Origin of the sequence: Lysobacter soyae (genome assembly GCF_019551435.1) — a bacterium.
Classification (GTDB): Bacteria; Pseudomonadota; Gammaproteobacteria; order Xanthomonadales; family Xanthomonadaceae; genus Solilutibacter; species Solilutibacter soyae.
Map to the genome: position 1 here is coordinate 193,191 of NZ_CP080544.1, position 26,415 is coordinate 219,605.

At 60.0% G+C, this 26,415-nt stretch carries 24 protein-coding genes and 2 pseudogenes; 24 read left to right on the forward strand and 2 right to left on the reverse strand.

Annotated elements, in window-relative coordinates:
- Positions 1–48: 48 nt before the first annotated feature.
- The 8 genes from H8L67_RS00980 to H8L67_RS01015 all read left to right on the forward strand — a co-directional run bounded on the left by H8L67_RS00980 (position 49) and on the right by H8L67_RS01015 (position 6,972).
- Positions 49–666, forward strand: a complete 618-nt coding sequence (locus H8L67_RS00980; protein ID WP_220379946.1) for a DUF2239 family protein — start codon at positions 49–51, stop codon at positions 664–666.
- A gap of 8 nt (positions 667–674) precedes the next feature.
- On the forward strand, positions 675–1,922 hold the full coding sequence (locus H8L67_RS00985; RefSeq protein WP_220379947.1) for a TCR/Tet family MFS transporter: 1,248 nt from the start codon (positions 675–677) through the stop codon (positions 1,920–1,922).
- Positions 1,923–2,036: 114 nt separating this feature from the next.
- Complete coding sequence (locus tag H8L67_RS00990) at positions 2,037–3,932, forward strand: M61 family metallopeptidase (protein ID WP_491546935.1); 1,896 nt, start codon at positions 2,037–2,039, stop codon at positions 3,930–3,932.
- Between the two features lie 73 nt (positions 3,933–4,005).
- Positions 4,006–4,929 (forward strand): L,D-transpeptidase family protein, encoded by a 924-nt coding sequence (locus H8L67_RS00995; protein WP_220379949.1) that lies wholly within the window; start codon positions 4,006–4,008, stop codon positions 4,927–4,929.
- A gap of 96 nt (positions 4,930–5,025) precedes the next feature.
- Complete coding sequence (locus tag H8L67_RS01000; protein WP_220379950.1) at positions 5,026–5,844, forward strand: murein L,D-transpeptidase catalytic domain family protein; 819 nt, start codon at positions 5,026–5,028, stop codon at positions 5,842–5,844.
- Between the two features lie 128 nt (positions 5,845–5,972).
- A complete protein-coding gene (locus H8L67_RS01005) occupies positions 5,973–6,203 on the forward strand; it encodes a hypothetical protein (RefSeq protein WP_220379951.1) in 231 nt (76 codons plus the stop codon).
- Positions 6,204–6,225: 22 nt separating this feature from the next.
- Positions 6,226–6,534, forward strand: coding sequence for a hypothetical protein (locus H8L67_RS01010; protein WP_220379952.1), 309 nt, complete (start codon positions 6,226–6,228; stop codon positions 6,532–6,534).
- A 27-nt stretch (positions 6,535–6,561) separates the two neighbouring features.
- Positions 6,562–6,972 (forward strand): low affinity iron permease family protein, encoded by a 411-nt coding sequence (locus tag H8L67_RS01015; RefSeq protein WP_220379953.1) that lies wholly within the window; start codon positions 6,562–6,564, stop codon positions 6,970–6,972.
- A 77-nt stretch (positions 6,973–7,049) separates the two neighbouring features.
- On the opposite strand, the pseudogene H8L67_RS01020 reads toward H8L67_RS01015, so the two are convergent.
- Positions 7,050–10,699 (reverse strand): annotated as a pseudogene (locus H8L67_RS01020) (indolepyruvate ferredoxin oxidoreductase family protein); the annotation flags it as partial.
- A gap of 186 nt (positions 10,700–10,885) precedes the next feature.
- Between H8L67_RS01020 and H8L67_RS01025 the strand changes: the two are divergent.
- The 6 genes and pseudogenes from H8L67_RS01025 to hisB all read left to right on the forward strand — a co-directional run.
- On the forward strand, positions 10,886–11,521 hold the full coding sequence (locus tag H8L67_RS01025) for a ParA family protein (RefSeq protein ID WP_220379955.1): 636 nt from the start codon (positions 10,886–10,888) through the stop codon (positions 11,519–11,521).
- A 3-nt stretch (positions 11,522–11,524) separates the two neighbouring features.
- Positions 11,525–12,001 carry a SixA phosphatase family protein gene (locus H8L67_RS01030; RefSeq protein ID WP_220379956.1) on the forward strand — a complete coding sequence of 159 codons (477 nt, stop codon included), beginning with the start codon at positions 11,525–11,527 and terminating at the stop codon, positions 11,999–12,001.
- A 3-nt stretch (positions 12,002–12,004) separates the two neighbouring features.
- The gene (locus H8L67_RS01035; RefSeq protein WP_220379957.1) at positions 12,005–13,771 is read left to right on the forward strand and encodes a phospholipase D family protein; all 1,767 of its coding nucleotides are present in this window, start codon (positions 12,005–12,007) and stop codon (positions 13,769–13,771) included.
- Positions 13,772–13,911: 140 nt separating this feature from the next.
- Complete coding sequence (locus H8L67_RS01040) at positions 13,912–14,106, forward strand: hypothetical protein (protein WP_220379958.1); 195 nt, start codon at positions 13,912–13,914, stop codon at positions 14,104–14,106.
- A 74-nt stretch (positions 14,107–14,180) separates the two neighbouring features.
- Positions 14,181–15,233 (forward strand): NAD(P)-dependent alcohol dehydrogenase, encoded by a 1,053-nt coding sequence (locus H8L67_RS01045; RefSeq protein ID WP_220379959.1) that lies wholly within the window; start codon positions 14,181–14,183, stop codon positions 15,231–15,233.
- Positions 15,230–15,727, forward strand: a pseudogene (gene hisB, locus H8L67_RS01050) (histidinol-phosphatase); the annotation flags it as partial. The gene H8L67_RS01045 and the pseudogene hisB, both read left to right, overlap by 4 nt.
- A gap of 40 nt (positions 15,728–15,767) precedes the next feature.
- On the opposite strand, the gene serA reads toward hisB, so the two are convergent.
- Positions 15,768–17,003: a phosphoglycerate dehydrogenase gene (serA, locus tag H8L67_RS01055; RefSeq protein WP_220379961.1), complete on the reverse strand. Its 1,236-nt coding sequence runs from the start codon at positions 17,001–17,003 to the stop codon at positions 15,768–15,770.
- 40 nt (positions 17,004–17,043) lie between these two features.
- On the opposite strand from serA, the gene H8L67_RS01060 reads away from it, so the two are divergent.
- From H8L67_RS01060 to H8L67_RS01105, 10 genes are all read left to right on the forward strand, one after another.
- Positions 17,044–18,423 (forward strand): FAD-binding oxidoreductase, encoded by a 1,380-nt coding sequence (locus H8L67_RS01060; RefSeq protein ID WP_220379962.1) that lies wholly within the window; start codon positions 17,044–17,046, stop codon positions 18,421–18,423.
- Between the two features lie 746 nt (positions 18,424–19,169).
- Complete coding sequence (locus H8L67_RS01065) at positions 19,170–19,382, forward strand: hypothetical protein (protein ID WP_220379963.1); 213 nt, start codon at positions 19,170–19,172, stop codon at positions 19,380–19,382.
- A gap of 44 nt (positions 19,383–19,426) precedes the next feature.
- Entirely contained in the window at positions 19,427–19,846 is a 420-nt protein-coding gene (locus tag H8L67_RS01070) for a hotdog fold thioesterase (protein ID WP_220379964.1), read from the forward strand.
- A 72-nt stretch (positions 19,847–19,918) separates the two neighbouring features.
- Entirely contained in the window at positions 19,919–20,434 is a 516-nt protein-coding gene (locus H8L67_RS01075; RefSeq protein WP_220380673.1) for a c-type cytochrome, read from the forward strand.
- Between the two features lie 83 nt (positions 20,435–20,517).
- Positions 20,518–21,186 (forward strand): alpha/beta hydrolase, encoded by a 669-nt coding sequence (locus H8L67_RS01080; protein ID WP_220379965.1) that lies wholly within the window; start codon positions 20,518–20,520, stop codon positions 21,184–21,186.
- Entirely contained in the window at positions 21,183–22,310 is a 1,128-nt protein-coding gene (gene zapE, locus H8L67_RS01085) for a cell division protein ZapE (protein WP_220379966.1), read from the forward strand. The genes H8L67_RS01080 and zapE overlap by 4 nt, the downstream gene beginning before the upstream one ends.
- Positions 22,307–23,122 (forward strand): NADPH-dependent 7-cyano-7-deazaguanine reductase QueF, encoded by an 816-nt coding sequence (queF, locus tag H8L67_RS01090; protein WP_220379967.1) that lies wholly within the window; start codon positions 22,307–22,309, stop codon positions 23,120–23,122. The genes zapE and queF overlap by 4 nt, the downstream gene beginning before the upstream one ends.
- A gap of 69 nt (positions 23,123–23,191) precedes the next feature.
- On the forward strand, positions 23,192–23,443 hold the full coding sequence (locus H8L67_RS01095; RefSeq protein ID WP_220379968.1) for a LysM peptidoglycan-binding domain-containing protein: 252 nt from the start codon (positions 23,192–23,194) through the stop codon (positions 23,441–23,443).
- A 35-nt stretch (positions 23,444–23,478) separates the two neighbouring features.
- Positions 23,479–23,967 (forward strand): hypothetical protein, encoded by a 489-nt coding sequence (locus H8L67_RS01100; RefSeq protein ID WP_255555984.1) that lies wholly within the window; start codon positions 23,479–23,481, stop codon positions 23,965–23,967.
- A 115-nt stretch (positions 23,968–24,082) separates the two neighbouring features.
- Positions 24,083–26,302: an NADP-dependent isocitrate dehydrogenase gene (locus H8L67_RS01105; RefSeq protein ID WP_220379970.1), complete on the forward strand. Its 2,220-nt coding sequence runs from the start codon at positions 24,083–24,085 to the stop codon at positions 26,300–26,302.
- Positions 26,303–26,415 lie beyond the last annotated feature (113 nt).

The following is a 26,415-nucleotide window of genomic DNA, read 5'->3' on the forward strand; positions in this document are numbered from 1 at the left end:
TTATCCGGATATAAATAATGGCCGCATCCCCCCGATCACACTGCCGCCATGTCCTACTATCCCGCCACGACCCGATGCACCGCCTTCCTTGACCATGAGCGTTTGGCTTGGGGCGAACTGCGCCATGTGGCCATCAAGGTGAAACAGCGTTTCCCGCACATGGATCATGTGCCGGCACTGCTGGTTTTCAACGATCAAGACGGCACCGCCATGGAGCTGGATCTGCGCGGCAGCGTCACCGATGTCACTCATCGTTATGCCATGAGCGCAGGCAGCGCCCACTTGGCCGCCCCCGCATCGACGCCTGAAACCCCCCTCAAGCGCGGTCGTGGACGACCGAAACTCGGCGTGGTGCCGCGCGAAGTCACCTTGTTGCCGCGGCACTGGCAATGGTTGAACGCCCAACCCGGCGGTGCCTCGGTGGCGCTGCGGAAGCTGGTCGAAGACGCCCGAAAGCTGCACGAGGGGGCCGACCGGGTTCGACAATCTCAGGAACGCTGCTATCGTTTCATGTCGGCGATTGCCGGCAACCTCCCGGGCTTTGAAGAAGCGACGCGTGCACTGTTCGCACGCGATTTCGCCGGTTTCGAATCCCACATCGCCATTTGGCCCGACGACATCCGCGACCACGTGTTGATGTTGGCCGGCAACGCACTTCACGCCTGAGATCACCCATGCAAACCACGTTGAAAGCACCGCAACGCAAAGCGGCGCTCGTTTTCATTTTCATTACGGTGTTGATCGACATCCTCGCGTTCGGGCTCATCATCCCGGTGCTGCCGCATCTGGTTGAACAATTTGTGGGCGGTGACACCAAGAGCGCCGCGTATTGGGTCGGCATTTTCGGCACGGTGTTCGCGGCCATCCAGTTCTTTTCCGCGCCGATCCAAGGGGCTTTGTCCGACCGGTTCGGACGACGCCCGGTGATCTTGCTGTCCTGCCTCGGCCTTGGCTTGGACTTCATCTTCATGGCTTTGGCACCGTCATTGATGTGGTTGTTCGTGGGGCGTGTGATTTCGGCGGTGACCTCGGCAAGCTTCACCACCGCGAATGCCTACATTGCTGATGTCACGCCCAAAGACAAACGCGCTGGCGCCTTCGGCATGGTCGGCATGGCCTTCGGCGTCGGCTTCATCATCGGCCCGATGCTCGGCGGTTGGCTCGGCCACTATGACTTGCGCTATCCGTTCTGGGGTGCCGCTGTGCTCGCGCTCGCCAACTTCCTCTACGGCCTGTTCGTTTTGCCGGAGTCATTAGCGCCGGAAAATCGCAGCCGCGCCATCGCATGGCGACACGCGAATCCAGTCGGTTCGGTGAAGTTGATCCTGCAATACCCGCAGCTGTTTGCCCTCGCCCTGATCCTGTTGTTAAGCAATCTCGCGCACTACGTCTATCCCAGCGTCTTCGTCTTGTATGCCGATTACCGTTATGACTGGGGTCCGTTGGCGGTGGGCAAAGTGTTGGCCGTGGTCGGCGTGTGCTCGGCCTTGGTGCAGGGCTTCTTGGTGCGCAAGTGGGTACCCGTGCTCGGTGAACACAAAGCGTTGGTGTTGGGGTTGCTCGCAGGGGTCGTCGGTTTCGCCGCCTATGGCGCCGCGCCGACCGGCACCTTGTTCCTGTGTGCGGTACCGATCATGGCGCTATGGGGTTTGGCCGGGCCTGCCGCGCAAGCCTTGGTCACCCGCGAGGTGGGGCCGGAAGTGCAGGGGCGCATTCAAGGCGCGATGGCGAGTTTGGTGTCGCTGGCCGGCATTATCGGTCCCGCCTTGTACACCTTCACCTTCGCCAAATTCATCGGTCGCGGCGCCCCGATCGAACTGCCCGGCATTCCGTGGTTCATTGCCGCGAGTTTGCTAGGCATGGCGCTCGTGTTGGCATTCAAGCACTGGCGGACCCACCCGGATACGCAAGCCGGGCACTGAGCGCGCGGCCAAGAAGCGACCGCGCGCACGTCGCCTATGTCTTTCGGCACATACGGTGCCGACCCCGTTCGATAGGATGAAGTGTTCAATCGAATTCGGGGTAGCCACATCGTGTTGAAGAAATTGCCAGTTCGTTCCGCGCTTGCATTGGCCTGCGCATTCGCCATTCAAGGCGTCGCCGCACAGACCATTCCGGTCAAGGACGAGGCCTATCCGGCCGGTCCGATCAATGTCGCGGTGGATGCGACCAATCTGCAACAACGGATCATGCGCATTTCGCAAGACATCCCTGTGCAGCCCGGCAAGTTGACCCTGTTGTATCCGGAGTGGTTGCCCGGCAATCACTCACCGCGTGGCCCGATCGACAAAATCGCCGGCATCAAATTCACCGCCAACGGCAAGCCGCTGGTGTGGACGCGGGATCCGCTGGATGTGTTCGCTTTCAATCTGGATGTCCCCGCGGGTGTCAGCAATATCAAGGCCGAATTCCAATACCTGACGCCGACCGACTCCGGCCAAGGCCGCGTGGTGATGACCCCGAGCATGCTCAACCTGCAATGGAACGCCGTGCTTCTGTACCCGGCGGGCTATGCGCAGTCGAAGATTCTGTTCAACCCGTCGGTGAAGTATCCGAGCGGTTGGGGCGCGGGCACCGCGCTGGATGTCGCGTCCAAGCAAGGCGACACCGTCACCTACAAACAAGTGCCTTTGGAAGTGTTGGCGGATTCGCCGGTTTACGCCGGACGCCACTACAAGCAAGTCCTGTTGTCGGAACCGGGTCAAAAACCGGTGCGTTTGAATGTGGTGGCGGACGAGGCCAAGTACCTCGAAACCAAGCCGGAACACATCGAACAACACAAGGAACTGCTGCGCCAAGCGAAAAAGCTGTACGCCTCGGAGCACTACGATCACTACGACTTCCTGTTGTCACTGTCCACGCAAATGGCGGGCAACGGGCTTGAGCACCAACGTTCCAGCGAAAACGGCCAGGAATTGGGCTATTTCAAAGATTGGGACAAGAAGACCGGCAGCGACGATTTGCTGCCGCACGAAATGACCCACTCCTGGAACGGCAAGTACCGTCGCCCGGATGGCCAGATGGTCGGCAACTTCAACACGCCGCTCGACGACGGCCTGCTCTGGGTCTATGAAGGTCAAACCCAATACTGGGGCAACGTGCTTGCCGCGCGCTCCGGCCTGCGTCCGATGGATCGCTCGCGTGACACCTTGGCATCGGTCGTCGCTTATTACACCGACGGCGCCACCGGTCTGGATTGGCGCACGGTGCAAGACACGACCTACGATCCGGTGATCGCGCAACGCCGCCCGAAACCGTATCGCAATTATCAGTTGAGTGAAGACTATTACAGCGCCGGCCAGCTCATCTGGTTGGGTGCTGACGCACTCATCCGTTCGAAGACCGGCGGCAAGAAATCGTTGGACAACTTCGCCGCGGCTTTCTTTGGTAAGAACGACGGCCAATGGCAAACGCCGCTCGGTTACAACTTCGACGAAGTCGTGTCGACCTTGAATGACGTGCTGCCGATGGATTGGGGCACCTGGTTGCGCGATCGCTTGGAAGGACGCGTGTCGTTCGCCAAAACCATCGAAGACGCGGGTTGGAAGCTGGTTTACAAAGACACCCCGACCGACGCTGCGAAAGCGGCCGCCAAGGAATCCGGTCGCGGCGATTTCGTCTACTCCCTGGGAATCACGACCGACAAGGCCGGCAAGGTCGGCGACACCCGTTGGGATAGCCCGGCCTTCAATGCCGGCATCGGCACCGGCATGACCCTGGTGGCGGTGAACGATGTCGAATACAGCGCGGAAGTGTTGAACGACGCCATCACCGAAGCCAAGACCAGCAAGCGACCCATTCGTTTGACGGTCAAGGATTTCAACCGCTTCCGGACGATTGAACTGCCGTATTACGAGGGCAAGCGCTACCCGCACCTCGAGCAGATCAAAGGCAAGACCGACTACCTGACGCCGATCTTCTCCAAGAAGTGAGGGAAATTCACCCCACCCCGTTCACGCCGCTTCGGGTAATCTGCGTTGACTGAATACGGGGTGGTGGTGAGACATGCGTGCGGTTTTGGCAATGGCGATCGCGCTGGCCTTGGTCGGGTCGGCGCACGCGCAATCAGCGGCAAAGAAAACGATCACAGCGAAGACAACGTCGGCAGCCAAGCAAAAGCTGCTGACCTTGAACCCTGACGTGACCAAGCCCAACACCTTCTCATGGGCGCCGGATCTGTCGCCCACGGGTCCGGTGGTCATTGTCGTGAGCTTGAACGAGCAGCGGATGCACGTGTATCGCAACGGGGTGCGGATTGCCGTTTCCACGGTCAGCTCCGGCATCGCCGGTCGCGATACACCGTCGGGCAGCTATGAGATTCTGCAAAAGAAGACCATGCACCACTCCAACCTGTACAGCAACGCGCCCATGCCTTTTATGCAGCGACTGACCTGGGACGGCATTGCCTTGCATGCTGGCTACAACCCGGGTCACGCGGCCTCGCATGGCTGCGTGCGGATGCCGAAGGCCTTCTCCGAAAAGCTCTATGGCATTACCAAGATCGGTACGCGCGTCATCATCACGGATGACCTGACCGCCTCGGTGGAGAACCTGATTCATCCGGGCGACCAGGCACCGATCGATGCGATTACCGGCGTGCCGGTGCCCGAAGCGGATGCCGGCACTTGGCCGGTGGCCGCCAAGAAGAAGCCGGTCGATGAGGTCGCGAGCAAAACCAAGGACCCGGCGGCACCTGTGGCGACCGCCAGCGACAATGTGAATGCGCCGGCTCGCGCAAACCCGGCCGAAACGCCTTCACAAGCCGAAACTCCGGCTGAATTGAAACCCGCCATTCCAAAGGCTGAAGATCCGGCCCTGACGCCACAACCGGCGCCGCCGTCGCCTGCCGCGGAAAGCCCTGAAAACCCGCAAAAACCGGCCAGCGCGCCGCCGGCATCCACCGCTGAAACGACGGTGCAGCCGAGCTAAGCGCCGGAATTTGTTGATAAAAATGAATGCGCGTGACCGAAGATTTCGGTCTCCCATTCATGCAAATCAAGAAGTTGTGCGTGTATCTTCACACGCATGAAAAGACTTCACGCCCTCTTCATTTGTCTGACCGCTTCAACCCTGTTCGGTTGTACCACGGCGCCGAAGACCGCCCAAGCACCGCAGCCGCGCGTCATCCAATCGCCCATCCGTCCGGCGATGACTGTTCTGACGCCGCAGCAGCAGGAACTGGCGCAATTGCAAAAGCTGGCGCCGACCGCCGACCCGGGCGTGTTGGCTTTGGCGCTGGAAGCGCGCAGCTGCGCCGTCTTGAACGGCGACGTCCCGAACTCCAGCCGCTTGGCCGTCATCGACTATTCGCGTCCGTCGACGGAAAAGCGTTTGTGGGTCTTCGACCTCGCCAACAACACCTTGCTGTTCAACGAATACGTCGCGCACGGACAGGGCAGTGGCATGAATTACGCCACCTCGTTCGGCAACACCGAAAACAGCCACAAAACCAGCATCGGTTTGTTCCTGACCGCTGAAACCTACGAGGGTGGCAACGGCTACTCGATGCGCATGGACGGCCTCGACCGCGGCTTCAATGACAACGCGCGCCAACGCGCCATCGTCATGCACGGTGCCGACTACGTGAATCCGAACATGATCGCCAGCCAAGGTCGCATCGGCCGCAGCTATGGTTGCCCGGCATTGCGTCGCGCCGTTGCCGCCAAAGTGATCAACATCATGAAAGACAAGCAGTTGGTGTTCTCGTATGCGAACGACAACAACTGGCTGCATTCCTCGCGCTTCTTCGGCTGCAACGGCCAAACCGTGGCGCAGATCATGGCCAGCGCCCGCGACAACAAGCACAACGCCGGCGGCGGTGCTGTGGCGGTTGCCGCGCCCTGATTTGAGGCAGGACCGATCGACACTGCAGAGCCCCGCGAAAGCGGGGCTTTTTCGTGGCGTTGGCGGGCGTGTGATAGGTTCCGTTACGCGACACCGCGCAATGATGATGGATTGATGGAGTCCCGATCATGAAAACCCTATTGACCCTGATTGCTTGGTGCGTTTTGTTCGTATTGTGTTGGCCGTTGGCGCTCTTGGCGCTGGTGCTTTGGCCGGTCGTTTGGCTGTTGTCGCTGCCGTTCCGCTTGGTGGGCATCACCCTCGGCGCCGTGTTTGCGTTCTTGCGCGCGCTCCTGTTCCTGCCGGCCCGTTTGCTCGGCGGCCGATCGCAGGGCGCCGCGGTCGCGCGCGTCGCTTGAGAGAATCCTCTCCCGGATTTGAATGCACACTCCGCATAGCAGACTGCCGTCAATCCTGATCGGCCTCCATGCAGTACTGGTTGCGCTGTTGTGTGCTTGCGCGGTGTATTTGTATGTCGTGCCCTGCGAAGGGTTCGAATGCTTGGGTGTGGCTATCGCGTGGATGGCCTGGGTCGTGGTTTACGCATTGACGATGGGCCTCGGATTCGTCGCTCTGCACTACGCCAAAAAAGTGACGTCCGGCAGACCGCTACCCAAAGCCTTGCTATGGCTGCAAGCCGTGGTCGGTCTGGTTCTTTTTTGCATCTGGTTGCACTTCCGTTTTGCCTGAGGGTCACGAACAAAGACGAGGGATGGCATGAAAACAACGAATTTGTATTCCCGGATCGCACAAAGCGCTTCGCGCTTTTGCGGCCGACCCGCAGTGTTCGCCTTTGCCGTGTTGCTCATCATCGTTTGGTTGGTCTTGGGGCCGATCTTCAAATACAGCGACACTTGGCAACTGGTCATCAACACCGCGACGACCATCATTACGTTTCTGATGGTGTTCCTGATTCAAAACACGCAGAACCGCGACACCGAAGCCATTCAAATCAAACTCGACGAATTGATTCGCGCCACGCAAGGCGCGCACAACGCGTTGTTGGATCTGGAAGATTTGGAAGATCATCGGCTGGACGAATTCCGCGCCAAATACCGGATGCTGGCCGCAACCGCGCGCGCGGCATTGGAGAACGGCAACCAAGACACTGACACACCGGATACCTGACGCGGCAAAGGGTTCGCCGTAATACCGACGGCTGATCAACCAAAAAAGAACCCCGCTTGCGCGGGGTCTTTATTGCATCAGGCCACCTGCACAATTCGCAGGGGATTGCCCCATTGGGACAGCAACTCTTTCTCACGCTGTTTGGCCTTTTCCACATGCGCGTGTTTGACGTGACCGAAGCCGCGGATGTGTTCGGGGATCGAGGCGATCTCCGCCGCCAACGCCACATTTCCGGCATCCAACGTCGGCAACAGTTGGCCGATGGTTTCCGCATAGTCGCTGATCAACCGGCGTTCCATCTTGCGTTCTTCGGTGTAGCCGAACACATCGAGCGTACCGCCGCGCAGATGCTTGAACTTCGCCAGTAGCGCGAACGCCTTCATCATCCACGGACCGTACTGCTTCTTCATCAACTGACCCTTGGCATTCTTCTTCGCAAACAACGGCGGAGCCAAGTGGAAGTTGATCTTGACGTCGCCTTCGAACTGCTGCGCGACTCGACGTTGGAATTCGCCGTTGGTGTACAGACGTGCCACTTCGTACTCGTCCTTGTAAGCCATGAGTTTGAAGTAGTAACGCGACACCGCTTCGGTCAAATCCGTGCTGCCCGAGACGCGACGCTCTTCCGCGGCGCGCACCTGGTTGACCAGTCCGAGATAACGGTCCGCATAGGCCTTGTCTTGGTAGTCGGTCAGGAAGGCGACACGGCGTTTGATGAGCTCGTCCAACGAGCGCGACAAGCGCGAGTCATCCAAGGGCAGGAAATCGACACCCGCGTTGCCGTGCGCAGGCACGTGACGCAACTCGTCTTCCTCGAAGGTTTGACCCACGCCGGTCAGGCCCGACTCCATGCCTTCGTTGTGCGTCGCCGGCAGCATGGCCAACGCATGCGGCTGACGTTCTGCCGGGGTTTGTGCATTGCGCACCACGCCGGAGGCCTCCACCACGGCAGCCATGTCAATCGCCGCCAAACGGCCCCAAGCGAACGCCGTCTTGTTCATCGGCACGGCCGCGCCGTTCAATTCCACCGCGCGCATCAGCGCTTCGAATGAGATCGGCACCAAACCTTGTTGCCAGGCGTAGCCGAGGATGAACAGGTTGGCGGCGATCGCGTCACCCATCAACGCCGTCGCGAGCTGCGTGGCGTCAATGGTCATCGGCGCTTTGCCACCCAAGGCTTGTGCCACCGCGGAGATGATGTCCGGGGCCGGGAATTGCATGTCGGGGCGCGTGGTAAACGTGCCGGGCATCGCTTCGTAGGTATTCAAGACCACCCGGGTGCGATCGGCACGAATCTTCGACAACGCCCAATAGTCGTTCACCACCACCATGTCGCAACCCAGCACCAGATCGGCCTCACCGGCAGCGATGCGCACGGCGTGGATATCGGCGGGCGATTTGGCAATGCGAATATGCGTGGTGACCGCGCCGCCCTTCTGCGCCAGACCGGTTTGGTCGAGCACGGACGAGCCCTTCGCTTCCAAATGACCGGCCATGCCGATCAAGGCTCCGATGGTGACAACGCCGGTACCGCCCACGCCGGTGATCAGGATGTTCCAAGGCTTGTCGAGTGACGTGGCAAAGGTCGGCATCGGCAGATTCTCCAAACGCTCGGCGGCGGACACCTTGCGGCCTTTCTTCAACGTGCCGCCTTCCACCGTCACGAAGCTCGGGCAGAAACCTTCGACGCAGGAGAAATCCTTGTTGCAGTTCGATTGGTCGATGTCGCGCTTGCGACCGAACTCGGTGTCTTTCGGCAACACTGATACACAGAAAGATTTTTCACCGCAATCACCGCAGCCTTCGCACACCAACGAGTTGATGATGACGCGCTTGTTCGGGTCGACCATCTTGCCGCGCTTGCGGCGACGACGCTTCTCGGTGGCACAGGTTTGGTCGTAAATCAGCACCGAGACGCCCGGCACTTCGCGCAGACGGCGCTGCACTTCATCGAGGTCTTTGCGGTCGTGGAATTCGACTTCCTTCGGGAACAGATAGCGCTGGCGCGTCCATTTGCCGATGTCATCCGACAACAACATGATGGTGTGCACGCCTTCCGACAACACTTGTTGCGCGATCTGCGGCACGGTCAGCGTGCCGTCCACCGGTTGGCCGCCGGTCATGGCGACCGCGTCGTTGTACAAAATCTTGTAGGTGATGTTGACGCCGGCCGCGATCGATTGGCGAATGGCCAGTGAACCGCTGTGGAAGTAGGTGCCGTCACCTAGGTTTTGGAACACGTGCGGGGTATTCGTGAATGCCGCTTGCCCGGCCCAGGTCACGCCTTCGCCGCCCATGTGGGTGAAGGTATCGGTGTCGCGATTCATCCACGTCACCATGTAATGGCAACCGATGCCCGCGAGTGCGCGTGAACCTTCCGGCACTTTGGTGCTGGTATTGTGCGGGCAGCCCGAACAGTAATGCGGTACGCGCGGGAAGTTGGCGCGCGGCAGTGCCAGTTCGCCTTCCTTGCCTTCCATCCATTGCATGACGTTGCGGATCTGCTCGCTGTCGTGGAAGCGTTGGATGCGTTTGGCGATGACGCCGGCGATCCGCGCCGGGGTGAGCTCGCCGGTCGAGGGCAGGATCCACTCGCCGCTTTCGTCATACTTGCCGACGATGCTCGGACGGTCGCCGTCGAAATTGAAGAACAACTCCTTCATCTGACTTTCGATGAAGCTGTGTTTTTCCTCGACGACCAGAATGTCCTTCAATCCTTGTGCAAACGCGCGGATACCGATCGGTTCCAGCGGCCAGGTCATACCGACCTTGTAGACGCGAATGCCGATGTCGCGGCAGGCCGCATCGTCCAGGCCCAAATATTCCAGCGCCTGCAACACGTCGAGATAGCTCTTGCCGGTGGTGACGATGCCAAGGCGCGCCTCGGGGCTCTCCACCATGACCCGGTCGATCTTGTTGGCTCGGGCAAATGCCTGTGCCGCTTTCACCGCATAACGGTGCAAACGCATTTCCTGATCCATCGGCGGATCCGGCCAACGAATGTTGAGACCGCCTTGCGGCATCTCGAAGTCATCGTCACCCGGCAACACGATGGTTTGCGCAAAGGGATTCACATCGACAGACGCCGAGGATTCGACCGTCTCTGCAATGGTCTTGAAGCCGACCCAACGACCGGTAAAGCGACTCATCGCAAAACCGAGCAGACCCATTTCCAAAATGTCTTGCACACCCGCCGGGTTCAACACCGGCATCATCGCGCTGACAAACTCGTGCTCGGAGCCGTGCGGCAATGTCGAGGAGCGGCAGGCATGGTCGTCTGCGGCCAATGCCAGAACACCACCGTGGCGCGCGGTACCGGCGGCATTGGCGTGTTTGAACACGTCACCGCAACGATCGACGCCGGGACCCTTGCCGTACCACATGCCGAACACGCCATCGTGCTTCGCGCCTTCAAACAGGCCCGTTTGCTGGGTGCCCCAAACCATGGTGGCACCCAGGTCCTCATTGAGGCCGGGCGTGAACTTCACGCCGTTGCGTTCCAAGTGTTTCTTGGCGCGCCACAATTCAAGGTCGAAACCGCCGAGCGGTGAGCCGCGATAGCCACTGATGAAACCGGCGGTGTCGAGACCGGCGGCTTGGTCGCGCAGGCGCTGCATCATCGGCAGACGCACCAGCGCTTGGACGCCGGACAGATAAATGCGGCCCTCGGTGCGCTGGTATTTGTCTTCCAGTGTGTAGTCGACGTCGCTGACGCCGTGGGTGAGGCCCGTGTTGGCGGACGCCGGGGAGGAGAGTTCGGCCGTGGAGGTCATTGCGTCCCTGTAATAGATGCTGGCAACGCGTATTTTACTGGGGATTTCCCTGATTCCCCGCCGCACGCCCGGGTATCGCCGCGATTTTCCGCGGGCAAATGATAGGCTTGGAACCCAATGCACTTTTTCGAGGGCGCACGGTGAAGTCGATTCTTGTGGCAAGTTCGAAGGGCGGTGTCGGGAAAACCACCGTGGTGACCAATCTCGCGGCGCAGGCCGCCGTGGCCGGTTTGAACACGGTGATCGTGGATGCCGACCCGCAGCAATCTTCCACCCACTGGGCACAACGCCGTGCCGGATTGGATAGCGCGGTGTTGCCGATTGACGGCACCCGCAAGCAATGGGCCAAGCATGTGCCCGACGACGCGCAACGCATCATCATCGATACCCCGGCCGGCGCCACCCGATCGTCTCTCGATGGCTTTCTGGACGAGGCGCAGGTGGTGATTGTGCCGGTCGGTCCCTCGGCGTTGGATATCGAACCCACCGTGCATTTCTTGAATGAAATCCACAAACACCCGCGCGTGAAGAAGGGGCAGTTGCCGATTGGCCTGGTCGTCAATCGCGTCAAGCCCTGGACCCAAGCCACACAACAGGCGGTCGAACTGTTGAAGTCCTGGAACGTGCCGGTGATTGCACAGATGCGCGACAGCCAGGCCTACGTCATGCTGGCCGGCCTCGGACGCGGGCTGCATGACTATCATTCGGCCCAGATCCGTGAACACCAAGCGGATTGGGCGCCGTTGATCAACTGGACCCAACGCGCGCGAGGCTAATGGATGTTTGAACTGGTATTGATTCGTCACGCCCACGCGAAATCCGCGGAAGGCGATGAGACCGACATGGAGCGGGCGCTCTCCAATCCGGGTCAAGTCGAAGCATGGACGACCGGCGCTTGGCTGCACGCCAGGCGCTCGCCCCCGGAGCGCGTGCTGTGCTCACCGGCACGGCGCACCCGCGAAACCATGGAAGCCATCATGCGTTCCATGGGGCCGTTGCCTATGCGTTTGGAGCCGTCGATTTATGAAGCCAGTACCGGTGAGTTGATCACCTTGGTGGATGGCAACCGCGATGCCGACGCTGTCTGGTTGGTCGGGCATAACCCGGGCTTGGAGCAGCTGGTGGCGTTGCTGTCGGAAGGACGCACCGGTGATTACCGCGGCATGTCGCCCGGGTCGGTCGCCGTGCTGCACTTCCCCAAAGATGCCGCCATCGAACCGGGTGTCGCGACGCTCGTCGATTTCTGGTCGCCTTGATCCATGCGCCAATGCTTGGCCCTCGCCTTGGTATGGCTGTGCCTGGCCTGTACTGCTTGCTCGGGGCTGCGACCCAAAGACAGTGCCGAAGCGACGCGCGTTCTTGACGAAGGCAAGTCCGACGTCCTGTCTTGCGCGCGCGCCGACCACTGCGCGATTGACAATCGCCTGAGCCAAGCGGCGGACGCGGCGATCGCGGCGTCCACCGAAACCGCGCCCAAGCATGCGGTGTGGATCATCGAATCCGGACAGGAGGCATTGCACACACGCGTCTCGATGATTCGTGCCGCCAAGACACAGATCGATGTGCAGACCTACATTTTCGATGAGGACGACAGCGCGCGCATGATCTTGCGCGAGTTGGTCGCGGCGGCAAAACGCGGCGTGAAGGTGCGCGTATTGATCGACCAACTGTCGGCATTCAACAGTGCGGAAACGCAAGTGGCGGTGGCCGGCGCGCACCGCAATCTCGATTTGAAGATCTACAACCCCTTGTTCGGACGGGGTTCGTTGTCGAATCCTTTCCAATATGCTTTGGCCAGCATCGCGCAGTTCCGCACGCTCAATCAGCGCATGCACACCAAGTTGTTGATCATTGACGGCAAGTTGGGTCTGACCGGCGGGCGCAACTACCAAGACGATTATTTTGACTGGAGTCCGCAGTTCAATTTTCTCGACCGCGACATCCTCGTGGCGGGCCCGGTCGTCCAACGCATGGCGGACACCTTCAATGTGTTCTGGGCCTCACCGCGTTCGAAATCGATGCCCGAACTGAAAGACGCCGTCGCGATTTTGCAGCGCGAAGGTGTGCCGAAAATGTCCGATGCGGCCTATGAATTTCCCGACCGCGTGCGTGATTTTTTGAACGACGCGGCCGATGTGCGCGCGCGTGACCAAGCGTATGCGAACGCCGAGATCCAAACAGGCGCCGTGCAATTCATCGCCGACTTGCCGGCCAAACACCGCAAAGGGCCGACAGCGGTTCGCAAGCAAGATGCATTTTCCTCCGAGCTCGGGCAGTTGGTCGCCTCCACGCAGTCCGAAATCATCATGCAAACGCCGTATCTGGTGCTGACCAATGCCGCGCAACGTTCGGTCGCCGCATTGCAAGACAGACCCGAACCGCCGCGTATCATCGTTTCGACCAACAGTCTGGCGTCGACCGACAACATGCTGACGTATGCGATGGCATACAAATACCGTCGTCGCTACATGCGCCGTTTGGGCTTCGAGATGTTTGAACTCAAGCCCGACCCGACCGACGTCGTATTCGACAGCGCGGCCGCGCGCAGCGAGCGTGACGCCAGCGTGGCGATTCACGCGAAGTCCATCGTGATCGACCGGACCACCGCGGTGGTCGGCACGCACAATTTCGATCCGCGCAGCCAGCACTACAACACCGAGGCCGCGGTGATCGTGCATGACCCGCGCGTTGCCGACGTGGTTGCGCGCAATATTTTGCGGATGACGCAACCGGCCAACGCTTGGACGATCGCGCCCAAACCAAAAGCCTTCCGTCAGTTGGACGAAGTGGTGCTCTCCGGCACCGAAGCTTTGCCGATCCTGGATTTATGGCCGTCGCGCTACGGCAGCAGCTATGAATTCGTGCCCAGCCCGGAATGCCCGGCGCCGATCAGCTACCGGACGCCGGGATTCCGCAAGTGCTATCGCATGGTCGGCGACTTTCCCGAGGTCGATGTCATCTCAATTCGCTGGTGGCTGACGCGCGTGATCACCGCGATGGGCGCGGTGAGCATGCCGTTTCTTTGAGGAAACCGGACAAAATCAATATGTGATGCTCATCACATATTAAGCAAGTTTGGCGCAAGATTCGAAGTGTCCAAACTCATCATCAGAGGCACGTCATGGACACCAAAGTCCCAAAAGTAGACCGCCGCCAATTCGTTCGAATGGATAACCGCACCCTGGCGGGCGACAACAACAGCCTGCATGCCGTCTCAGGCGAGAGCGAATCCTTTCTCCCCGAATCGCATGAAGGGGATGGCAACTCGCAGTTCGGCGTCGGTTACGGCCACAGCAGCGGTTATGTCCACAACAAACCGTATACTCATGCGTGGGGTCCCTTGCGGTTTTCCATCCGCTGATTCGCACCGCAATAACGATCGGCAGACTAAGGTCATCGGAGACCTCTCCCATACCCATTCGCGAAGGAAATCCGATGACCGTCCACGCATACGGCGCACACGCCGGCGACCAGCCCCTCCAACCGATGGCGATCACGCGACGCGCAGTGGGCCCTGAAGACGTTCAAATCAATATCGCCTTTTGCGGCGTCTGCCATTCCGATTTGCACCAGGTCAGGGCCGAATGGTCCGGGACTGTCTTTCCCTGTGTCCCGGGGCATGAAATTGTCGGTCGCGTGTCGGCGGTGGGCGAGAAAGTCTCCGCCTTCAAAGTCGGCGACTTGGCGGGTGTCGGTTGCATCGTCGATAGCTGCAGAACCTGCGAGGAGTGCGGTTCGGGCTTGGAGAACTACTGCGACAACATGATCGGCACCTACAACTCGCCGACCCCGGATGCGCCCGGCCACACTTTGGGCGGGTATTCCGAGCAAATCGTGGTCAATCAGCGCTATGTGCTGCGCGTGGGTCATCGCGAAGACCAGCTCGCGGCGGTGGCGCCGCTGTTGTGTGCGGGTATCACCACCTGGTCGCCGCTCAAGCATTGGCAGGCAGGACCGGGCAAGAAAGTCGGCGTAGTCGGAATTGGCGGTCTGGGTCACATGGGGCTCAAGCTCGCCCATGCCTTGGGCGCCCACGTCGTCGCCTTCACCACCTCCGAATCGAAACGCCAAGACGCCTTGGCCTTGGGTGCCGATGAGGTGGTCGTGTCGAAAAATGCCGAGGCGATGGCCGCGCACCGCAAGAGCTTCGACTTCATCCTCAATACCGTGGCTGCGCCGCACAACCTCGATGCCTTCCTCGCTTTGCTCAAACGCGACGGCGCGATGACCTTGGTCGGTGCGCCCTCCACACCGCATCCTTCGCCCAACGTCTTCAGTCTGATCATGAAGCGACGCAACTTGGCGGGTTCGCTCATCGGCGGCATTCCCGAAACCCAGGAGATGCTCGATTTCTGCGCGAAGCACGACATCGTCGCCGACATCGAGTTGATTCGTGCTGACGAAATCAACCACGCCTACGAACGCATGTTGCAAGGTGATGTCAAATATCGTTTCGTGATTGACAACGCGAGCTTGAAATCCCAATGACACCCACCCCGATCCTGTTTGTCGACCGCGATGGCACGCTCGTCGCCGAGCCAGACGATTTCCAAATCGATTCGTTTCAAAAACTGCGATTTGTCGAGGGCTGTATTCCCGCACTGTTGCGCCTGCGGGATGCGGGCTATGAATTCGTGATGGTCACCAACCAGAACGGCTTGGGCACGCCTTCATTTCCCTGGGAAACCTTCAACCCGCCGCACAATTTGATGATGCAGGTCTTCGAAAGCCAAGGCCTCTCATTTCGAGAAGTGCTGATCGATTGCAGTTTCGCCCATGATCCCGCACCCACCCGTAAACCGGAAATCGGATTGGTGACCCATTACGTGGGCGACCCGCGCATCGATTGGACCCGTTCAGCGATGGTGGGTGACCGCGATACCGACGTGCAGTTCGCGGGCAAATTGGGCATTCGCGGGCTGAAGCTCAAGAGTCAGCAGTTCGGCGACGGGCTGTCGTGGGCCGAGGTTGCCGACGCATTGGTCTAGCGCGCGGCCCAAGGGTCGCCAGCTTGCCTTTCTTCTAATACAACACACGCGCGCGCAAGGTGCCGGGTATGGCTGCGAGCTCTGCACGCAAGGCATCGGCCTGGGCGGCGCCGGTGCCAACATCAATGACTACGTAGCCGACGTTGGCATCGGTACGCAAATACTGGCCATCGATATTGACGTGGCGTGCGCTGAACACCGCGTTGACCTGCGACAACATGCCGGGCACGTTTTTGTGGATGTGCAACAGGCGATGGCTGCCCGCGTGTTCGGGCAAAGTCACTTCGGGAAAATTCACGGCCGAAAGCGTGCTGCCATTGTCACTGTAGCGAACCAGCTTGGTGGCCACTTCCACGCCGATGCTGTCTTGTGCTTCCAAGGTGCTGCCGCCCACGTGCGGGGTCAAAATCACGTTGTCCAGACCGCGCAGCGGTGATTCGAAAATATCCGCATTGCCCTCCGGCTCCTCTGGGAAAACATCCACAGCCGCACCGGCCACGTGGCCATTCGCAATTGCATCCGCCAAGGCCTGCACATCGACCACCGTGCCGCGGGAGGCATTGAGGAATTGCACGCCACGGCGCATGCGCGCGAATGCCGCGGCGCCGATCATGCCGCGTGTGGCCGCCGTATCCGGAACGTGCAGCGTGACGACATCGGACTGCGCGAGGAGCGTGTCGAGATCGGGTGCCGGCTGCGCATTGCCCAAGGCCAATTTGCTCTCGATGTCATGGAACAGCACGCGCATGCCCAACCCTTCGGCCAGCAAGCCAACCTGGGTGCCGATGTGTCCATAGCCGATGATGCCGAGGGTCTTGCCGCGCGCCTCGTGGCTGCCGAGGGCGGATTTCGACCAACCGCCGCGGTGGCATTGCATCGATTTGGCCGGAATCCCACGCAACAGCAGCACGGTTTCGGCAATGACCAATTCGGCCACGCTGCGGGTATTGGAATAGGGTGCGTTGAAAACCGGAATGCCGAGCGCTTCCGCGGCATCAAGGTCAACCTGATTGGTGCCGATGCAAAAGGTACCCACCGCAAGCAGGCGCTTCGCATCGCCGAGCATATCGGCGCTCAATCGCGTGCGCGAACGAATGCCAACGATGTGCGCTTGGGCCAGTGCCGCGCGCAAGGCATCACCGTCCAACGCGGTCGCGTGTGTTTCGATCCGGCTGTAACCTGCGGCGCGGAACACCGCTTCGGCGCGCGTGCTGATGCCTTCAAGCAGCACCACGCGCATTTCTGATTTCGGAAAGGAGGTTGCGTTCATGGCGTGCGCTGGCGGGGCGAATCCATACGATACTGCATCGATGCACACACTCGACAAGCTTCGCCACACCATCCCCGCGCTGCGTATTTCCACCGAACAGAGTGACTTGGCCCACTATGGCCGCGATTGGACGCGACGTTGGACCCCGGCGCCGTTGGCGATTGTTTTCCCAGCAGACACCGCAGAAGTGCAAGCGCTAGTGCAGTGGGCGCGCGCCACGGGTACGCCGCTGGTGCCTTCGGGTGGGCGAACCGGTCTGTCTGGCGGCGCTGTCGCTGCAAACGGCGAGGTGGTGGTGAGCTTGGAACGGATGAATCGCATTCTCGCGTTCGATCCCGTCGATCGCACCTTGACGGTCCAGGCCGGCGCTACGCTGCAGTCAGTACAAGACGCGGCTGGCAAACAGGGCCTGTCCTATCCCGTCGATTTCGCATCGCGTGGTTCTTGCACTATCGGCGGCACTATCGCCACCAATGCCGGCGGCATCCGGGTGATTCGCCATGGCAATACGCGGGAGTGGATCGCTGGGCTGACTTTGGTTGCCGGCACCGGCGAAGTCATGCGTTTGAACCGTGGCCTCATCAAGAATTCGTCCGGCTATGACTTGCGCCATTTGGTCATCGGTTCCGAAGGCACGCTGGGCATTGTCACCGAGGCCATCGTTCGATTGGGAGCACCGTTGCCCGCGTCCAAAGTGGTGCTGCTCGCACTGCCGTCTTTCGACGCCGTGATGGCTGCATTTGTCGAAGTGCGCGGCGCATTGGGCCTGCAGGCGTTCGAGTTTTTCTCAGGCGACGCGCTACGCCATGTCGTCGCACACGGTGCACAGGATCCGTTTGCGGAGATGCACCCAGCCTATGCATTGGTTGAAGTCGATTCGATAGATGACGCCGAGGAGACGGAAATGCTGGCCGTGCTCGAGCGTTGTCTTGAACGCGGGGTCGCATCAGACATCGTCGTCGCCGGTAGTGATGCCCAAGTGGCGGCCTTGTGGCGATTGCGCGAAAGCATCACTGAGTCGATTGCCGCGCGCACGCCCTACAAGAACGACATCGCGGTGCGTGTTTCCGCGCTACCGGCTTTCCTTGCGGAAGCCGAGGCCTTGCTCGCGGCGGGGTACCCAACATTTGAAGTGATCTGGTTCGGGCACATTGGCGATGGGAACTTGCATATCAGCATCTTGAGACCCGAAGACCTCGCGCCCGACGCGTTCGTGGCGCATTGCGAACACGCCACCGACATGCTCGCCGACGTGTTGGCGCGCCACGACGGCAGCATCTCCGCCGAGCACGGCATTGGGCTGGTCAAGAAGCCGTGGCTTGCGCGCATGCGGGGTGAAGCGGAGATGGTACGCTTGCGCGGGATCCGCGAAACTTTCGACCCAGACGGGATTCTCAACCCCGGCAAGGTCTTTGACTGATCCGAATTGGGGCAGCGAGGCGCCGTGCCCTTTGGGCAAAACAGGAAAGTAGGACCCCACTTTTCGCGAATGGGAGATCGTAAATCGCTATGCCGCCTGCGCGGCTGCGGCCGCAAGCGTCTGGATCATGGAAACGGCCGTGCCCATTTGAGCGGCGTTCGATGCAATAGGGGTCGAACCGGTCCGCTTGGTGCACTGGCGAATGGGAAAAGTTTTGAGCCAGCGATGGGCAGTGACGCGGCTTGTTGGCACCGCCGGAGCCAACAGGCGTGGGGACGCTGCCGTTAAGGGAATTTTTGAGCGATCTGCACCGCAATTACTGAAGCGTATGCCGTCTGGTGCGATTCCTATAGCGGACGCTTTGTTTTCCGCTGTGAATGCCTTCGAACGCAAGCGCCAGTTAGCGGAAAAAGCCACGCGCTTGGGTCAACATTCAAGGCGACTCGATGACCAACGTGATTCAGATTTCGACCCATCACAACTTTCGTGATGCAGCTGCGCTGGCAAAGAAAAGCACCCACCCACCAAACCTACGCTTCAGCGGCCTAACTAGTGCAGTAAGGGATTGGTCATTGCATTCTCGACGTGGAGCCCGTGGAAGGGCTCCAACTACTGAAATGGAACGCAGCATCGGGACTACTGGCCTCAACTTCGGCGATTCGCCTACTTTGGTTGGGTGACTTCCGGCACATTCGCAATTGTCTTGGTGTGTTACTTTACCAGTACACCACAACAACGAGACAGACATGAACGCCCAACTCAACGCCACCGCCGACCGCCGTGAATTCGTCCGCTTCGATAACCGCAGCCTGGCCGCCAATAGCGAATCCTACTTGCCGGAAACCAAAATCAATGAAGAACCCGCCCGCTTCGGCGTGGGCTATGGCAGCAGCAGCGGCTATGTCAGCCGCCGCCGTTACAGCCAGGATTGGGGTCCGGCCCGCTTTTCCGTTCGCTGAAACTTCGGGGTAACCTTCAGTTCTACCCCAACTGCAGGCCCCCGATGTTTCAGCGTCCCGTCACCCTTGAACAACTGAACGATCTGTCCCGCAACACCTTGATGGGACCGCTCGGCATTCTTTTCACCGAGATCGGTCCCGATTATTTGCGCGGCACCATGCCGGTGGATGCGCGGACGCATCAACCCTACGGCCTCTTGCATGGCGGCGCATCGGCCGCACTGGCCGAGACCTTGGGCAGTACCGCCGCAGGGTTGTGTGTCGAAGAAGGCCAAGGCGTGGTCGGCATTGAAATCAACGCCAATCACCTCGCCGGGGTCCGCGAAGGCGTAGTCACGGGCACCGCCCGACCGCTGCATGTTGGTCGCACGACCCAGGTCTGGGAAATCCGCATCGAAGACGAGGCAGGCAAGCTGGTTTGTATTTCCCGCCTGACCTTGGCGGTCATCCGCCGCCGGAGCTGACTGGTTGCGCCTGCGCCTAGCCTTTATACTGTGTGGCTAGCGCCGCAAGGGAGCGGCTTGGGAACAGGCAACGTGCGCAATTACGATCTTGAATTTTTGAAGAAGTTTTCCATGGTTATCGCTTTCCTCTTGGGATTGACGATCGCCCTGATTATTGCTGCCCATTACATCGGCAAGCAGCTGCCCTACGAAGCTTCCAAGAGCGCGGAAAAGAAGACCATCGAACGGATTGCGCCGGTCGGTGCCGTCTACGCCGGTCGCACGGGTCTCGCCCAGCAAGCCGCGGCCGACGAAGCGGCCAAGGACAAGGCCAAATCGGCTGTCGCCTACGGCGGCACCACGGACGGCAAGGTGATTTACGACAACCTCTGCACCGGTTGCCACACCTCCGGTTCGGGCGGCGCCCCGACGCTCGACCCGTCGCATTGGACCGCCCGTATCGCCCAAGGCAAGGAAACCTTGTACAAGCACGCCATTGAAGGCTTCACCGGCAAGTCCGGTGCGATGCCGGCGCGCGGCGGCAACCCGGCCTTGACCGACGAACAAATGAAGGCCACGGTGGACTGGATGGTCGCGCAAGCGAAATAAGCCCCCAGCTTGAAAAGTCTCGCGCCGCCTTCGGGCGGCGTTCTTTTTTCCGTCGTTTACGTGCCGACAGGCACACTGTTTCGATGAACAACACACAGACCCCTTTTCCCGCCATTGATTCGCTGCTGATGCTCGAGGGGCCTGAGGGGCCGCTGGAGGTCCACGTCGAGTGGCCTGATGCCGATCAAACCGCTATCGCGGCAACCGCGATCGTTTGTCATCCGCTGCCCACCGGCGGCGGCACTAAAGACAACAAGGTGGTGACGACCGCGGCAAAGGCTTTTCGCGCACTCGGCATGCCCAGCGTCCGCTTCAACTTTCGCGGTACCGGAAAATCCGCCGGTGCATTCGATAACGGTATTGGTGAAGTGGCTGATCTGATGGCGGTCGTGGAGTGGGTTCGCGCGACGCGGCCGAACACCACACTGTGGCTGGCCGGTTTCAGTTTCGGCAGCTATGTGTCCTTGTCGTCGATCGGTCTCTCGCGCCCCGACTATCTGGTGTCCATCGCGCCGCCGGCGGGTCGTTGGGATTTTGATGCCTTGGTGCGGCCGGGCATGCCTTGGTTGGTGGTGCAGGGCGAGGCGGATGAGTTGGTCGATGCCAACGTCACCAAACAATGGTTCGACCAACTGCAAGCGCCGCAGGCGCGCTACGTCTCCATGCCGGAGACCTCGCATTTCTTCCACGGCAAATTGATCGATCTGCGCGAAGCCATCTTGGCTTGGGCAGCCGATGTGCGTCGCGCATGAGCGCAGCGCTTTCTCCGACGCAGGCCTATCTCGCCGGCGTGCAACGTGGCGACTGGCAATCGGATCCCGCCCAGCTTGAAGTGCTGCGCGTCCTTGATCGCATCCAATCGGAATTGCGCAAAACACCCGCGTCGGGCGGTCTGTTGTCCAAATGGTTCAATCGTGACGCCGACGCGCCGGTGCGCGGTTTGTATGTCTGGGGTGGCGTTGGCCGCGGAAAGACCTTCATGGTCGATCTGTTCTACGACACCGTCGACACGCCGAAAAAGAAACGCACCCATTTCCATCGCTTCATGCGTGAGGTTCACGAGCGCTTACGCGCGCATGCCGGCGAGAGTGATCCCTTGGCAAAGATTGCCGAAGCGTGGCGCGACAGTTTGCGCTTGCTGGTGCTCGATGAATTCATCGTCACCGACATCGGCGACGCGATGTTATTGGGTCGCTTGATGGATCAGCTCTTCGCGCAAGGCATCACCTTGGTGACCACCTCGAATACCCCGCCGGTGAACCTCTACAAAGATGGTTTGCAGCGCGCCAGCTTCCTGCCGGCGATTGCATTGATCGAACAGCATTGCGAAGTCGTCGAGATCAAAAGCAGCACCGATTATCGACTGCGTGCGTTGACGCAAAGCCCGGTTTATCGCGCCCCGCTCGACGCGCAGTCGGAATCCTGGCTGGAAACACGTTGGCACACATTGGGTGGCGACGACCGGCACCGCGATGCCGGATTGAAAATTGACGGACGCCGCATTCCGGTACGCGCGCGCGGGCAGGGCATGGTGTGGCTGGACTTTGCGGCCATGTGCGACGGGCCGCGCGGTACCACCGATTACATTGAGATCGCCCGCGAATTCCACACCGTGTTTTGTGGTGGCATTCCGGTGTTCGACGGTAGTAACGACGATCCGGCGCGACGCTTCATCAACGCGATCGACGAGTTTTATGATCGCGGTGTCAATTTCATTTGCACGGCAGATGCCGCGCCGGAAACCCTTTACCAAGGCACGCGCATGGCGGCGGTCTTCGAGCGCACCTCGTCGCGTTTGATTGAAATGCAAAGTGCCGAATATCTCGCCGGTGAGCATGCCGGCGATGGCGAGCCCTCAAGAGACATTGCATCATGAATGCACATACCCCGGAAAACAGCAGCTTGGGACGTGGCACGGAATATCCGGCAGCCTACGACGAAGGTTTGTTGTTTCCCATTCCACGCGCACAGGCACGCAATGAGATCGGCATCCACGGGGCGCTGCCGTTCATCGGCCACGACATTTGGAATGCCTACGAACTGAGCTGGCTGGATACACGCGGCAAGCCCGTGGTTGAGACGGCGCAATTCATCGTGCCGGCCGAGTCACCGAATTTGATTGAGTCGAAATCCTTCAAGCTGTACTTGAATAGCTTGAACAACGAACGCTTTGCCAGCCATGACGAGGTGCAGGCAAAGGTCGTTGCCGCGCTATCGACCGCGGCGGGTGGCGAAGTGACCATGCGCTTCGGCGTCCCGCATACACAAGCGCAGCAAAGCGGCATTTGCATCGACGATTTGCCGGTGACGATTGCCAGCTACGGTCCGCCCGATGCCGGTCTCCTCCGGCACGACGACACGCGTGTGACGGAGGTGTTGCTGACGCGTTTGTTGAAGTCGAATTGCCCGGTCACCTCGCAACCGGATTGGGCGACGCTCACGATCGATTACAGCGGCCCGCGCTTGGATCGCGCCGCCTTGCTCGAATACATCGTCAGTTTTCGCAATCACTGCGAATTTCATGAGCAATGCGTTGAACGGATTTTCAACGATTTGATGACGCGGACTTCACCTGATCGTTTGTCCGTGATTGCGCGCTACACACGGCGGGGCGGGCTGGATATCAACCCTTGGCGCGCCACCGTGAACGAAGACCGAATCGATTTCGAGCGTGATGTCCGGCAATGAGGAAATGATTCGTTCTTAACATTCGCCATGGCATCGTGAATCCACTCGATCCCCCGGAGGCAAATGGCAATGAACAACGAACGTCCTGATTTCTCTGACGTGCAATCCTCGGTCACCTCGACCGAAGAAATTGTTGAAAACGGCGGCGGTGCCGGAGCACAAACCTACACCGTGAAGTCCGGCGACACCCTGTCGCACATTTCGAAGGAGTTCTACGGCAACGCCAACAAGTGGAACACCATTTTCGAGGCCAACCGCGACCAGCTTGACGACCCCGACAAGATCAAACCGGGCCAAGTGCTCAACATCCCGGCGGCCTGATCCGCTTCACTCAATCACTTTTCCAAGGAATGAAAATGACCAAGAATCGTCTCTCGCTTTTTGTTGCCGCCGCCTTGATTTCGACCGTTGCGGTGGTTGGCTGTAAGAAGAAAGAAGAAGCCGTTGTGACCCCGACGCCGGCACCGGTTGAAACCGCACCTGCACCGGCTCCGGTCGCTGCCACCGCTTCGGTGACCTCGTTGGATCTCGGCAATGCCGTCGGCGCCGACATGAAGGTCACCATGCCGATGACTACCTTCAAGCCCACCGACGCGATCATCGCCGCTGTGGGTACCGCCACCAGCGACGCTGCCGCCACCGTCCCGGGCAAGTTGAGCGCCAAGTGGACCTTCCAAGACGGTCAGACCGTCAACGAAGAGTCCAAAGACATCAACTTCAACGGCAATGGTGTCACCAACTTCAAGATCAACAGCCCGAAGGGCTTCCCGGTCGGCAAGTACAAGGTAGACATCAGCTTGGACGGCGCGCCGGTCAAGTCGGCTGAATTCACCGTCGCCAAGTAAGGCCACCACACGCTTGCGTGTAGTCGGGCGCGCCGGAAACGGCGCGCCTTTTCTTTGCATGTGACCCGCGGCAGCGGCGACAATGGTCGCTTATGTCGAATCCAAGGATGTTGAAATGTCGAATGACGCCAAGCTCATTTATACGTTGACCGATGAAGCCCCGTTTCTGGCAACGCAATCGCTGCTGCCCATCGTGCGCACGTTCGCGGCCCAGGCCGGTATTGCCGTCGAGACGCGTGACATTTCGCTGGCGGGACGCATCCTCGCCCAGTTTCCGGAAAGCTTGGGCGCCAACAAGGTGCCAGACGATCTGACCGAGCTCGGCCAGTTGGCCACGACGCCGGATGCCAACATCATCAAGCTGCCGAACATCTCGGCCTCCGTTCCGCAATTGAAGGCGGCCATCAAAGAATTGCAGGCACAAGGCTTTGCCATTCCCGATTACGCTGATGAACCGGCGACCGACGCGGAAAAAGACGCGCGTGCCCGTTACGCCAAGGTCATGGGCTCGGCAGTGAATCCGGTCCTGCGCGAAGGCAACAGTGATCGTCGCGCGCCGCTGTCGGTGAAGAACTACGCCAAGAAGCATCCGCATCGCATGGGCAAGTGGGATGCCGGCTCCAAGACCGCCATCGCGCACATGGATGCCGGTGATTTTTACGGCACCGAACAATCCGTCACGCTGGCGGCAGACGACACGGTGAACATCGTGTTTGAAGGCGCCAACGGTGCAAAGACCATGAAAGAAGGATTGAAACTCAAGGCCGGCGAAATCATCAGCGCGGCCAGCATGGATACCGGCCGCTTGGCCGATTTCGTCGATGCCAGCATCGCCCGCGCGCAAGCCGAGAATTTGCTGTTGTCGCTGCACTTGAAGGCCACCATGATGAAGGTCAGCGATCCGATCATGTTCGGTGTCGCGGTGAAGCGTTATTACGCGCCGGTGCTGGAAAAGCATGCGAAAGCCTTGGACGACGCCGGCTTCGACGCCAACAACGGCATCGGCGATTTGTATGCGCGCCTGCCGTCCATGCCGGAAGAAACGCGCAAGGCCATCGAAGCGGACATCGCCGCGCTGTACAGCCAACGTCCTGCGCTGGCGATGGTGAATTCGGATAAGGGGATTACCAATCTGCATGTGCCGAGCGACGTGATCGTCGATGCATCGATGCCCGCAATGCTGCGCGACAGCGGCAAAATGTGGAACGCACAAGGCGCGTTGCAAGACACGTTGGCGATGATTCCCGACCGCAATTACGCCGGGATCTACGCCGCCGTCGTTGCCGACATGAAGGCCAACGGTGCGCTCGATCCGGCGACCATGGGCAGTGTGCCCAACGTCGGCTTGATGGCGCAGAAAGCTGAAGAATACGGCAGCCATGACAAGACCTTCCAGTTAAGCGAAGACGGCACGGTCAAAGTCGTGGATGCCGCCGGCAAGGTATTGATGTCGCATGCGGTCAAGGCCGGCGACATTTGGCGTATGAGTCAAACCAAGGACGCGCCGATCCAGGATTGGGTGAAACTCGCCGTCAATCGCGCACGCCTGTCGAAGACGCCGGCCGTGTTTTGGCTCGACGCCCAGCGTGCCCACGACCGCCAAATGATTGCCAAGGTCGAAGCGGCGTTGAAGGGCCTCGACACCCAAGGGCTTGAGATCAGCATCAAAACGCCGGTGGAGGCGATGACCTTCACCCTCGCACGTGCACGCAAAGGCGAAGACACCATCTCGGTGACGGGCAACGTCCTGCGTGATTATTTGACCGACCTGTTCCCGATCATGGAGCTGGGCACCTCGGCCAAGATGTTGTCCATCGTGCCGCTGATGGCCGGCGGCGGTTTGTTCGAAACGGGCGCCGGCGGTTCCGCACCCAAGCATGTCCAGCAATTCGTCGAAGAAAACTATCTGCGTTGGGATTCCTTGGGTGAATTCCTGGCCTTGGCCGCATCGTTCGAACATTTCGCCGAACACACCGGTAACCAAAAAGCCCGCGTGTTGGCCGACGCCTTGGATGTCGCCAACGGCAAGATTCTCGACGAAAACCGCTCACCGGCGCGCAAGGTGGGTCAACTCGACAATCGCGGCTCGCACTTCTATCTGGCGATGTACTGGGCGCAAGCCTTGGCCGCCCAAAATGCCGACGCCGACTTGAAAGCCACGTTCACGCCCTTGGCCGAAGCATTGACCCGCGACGAAGCCAAAATCCTCGCAGAGTTGAACGGCGCGCAAGGCCAACCGGTGGATATCGGCGGCTACTACAAACCCGACCTCACCAAACTGGCCGCCGCAATGCGCCCCAGCCCCACCTTCAACACCGACCTAGCCCTAATCTAAAACGAAGAGAATCCCTTCTCCACTCCGTGGAGAAGGTGCCCCGCAGGGGCGGATGAGGCGCTCTTAAATCTTTCTCTCATTTTTCCACTCCCCCCAACCCCCGGAGTCCCCAC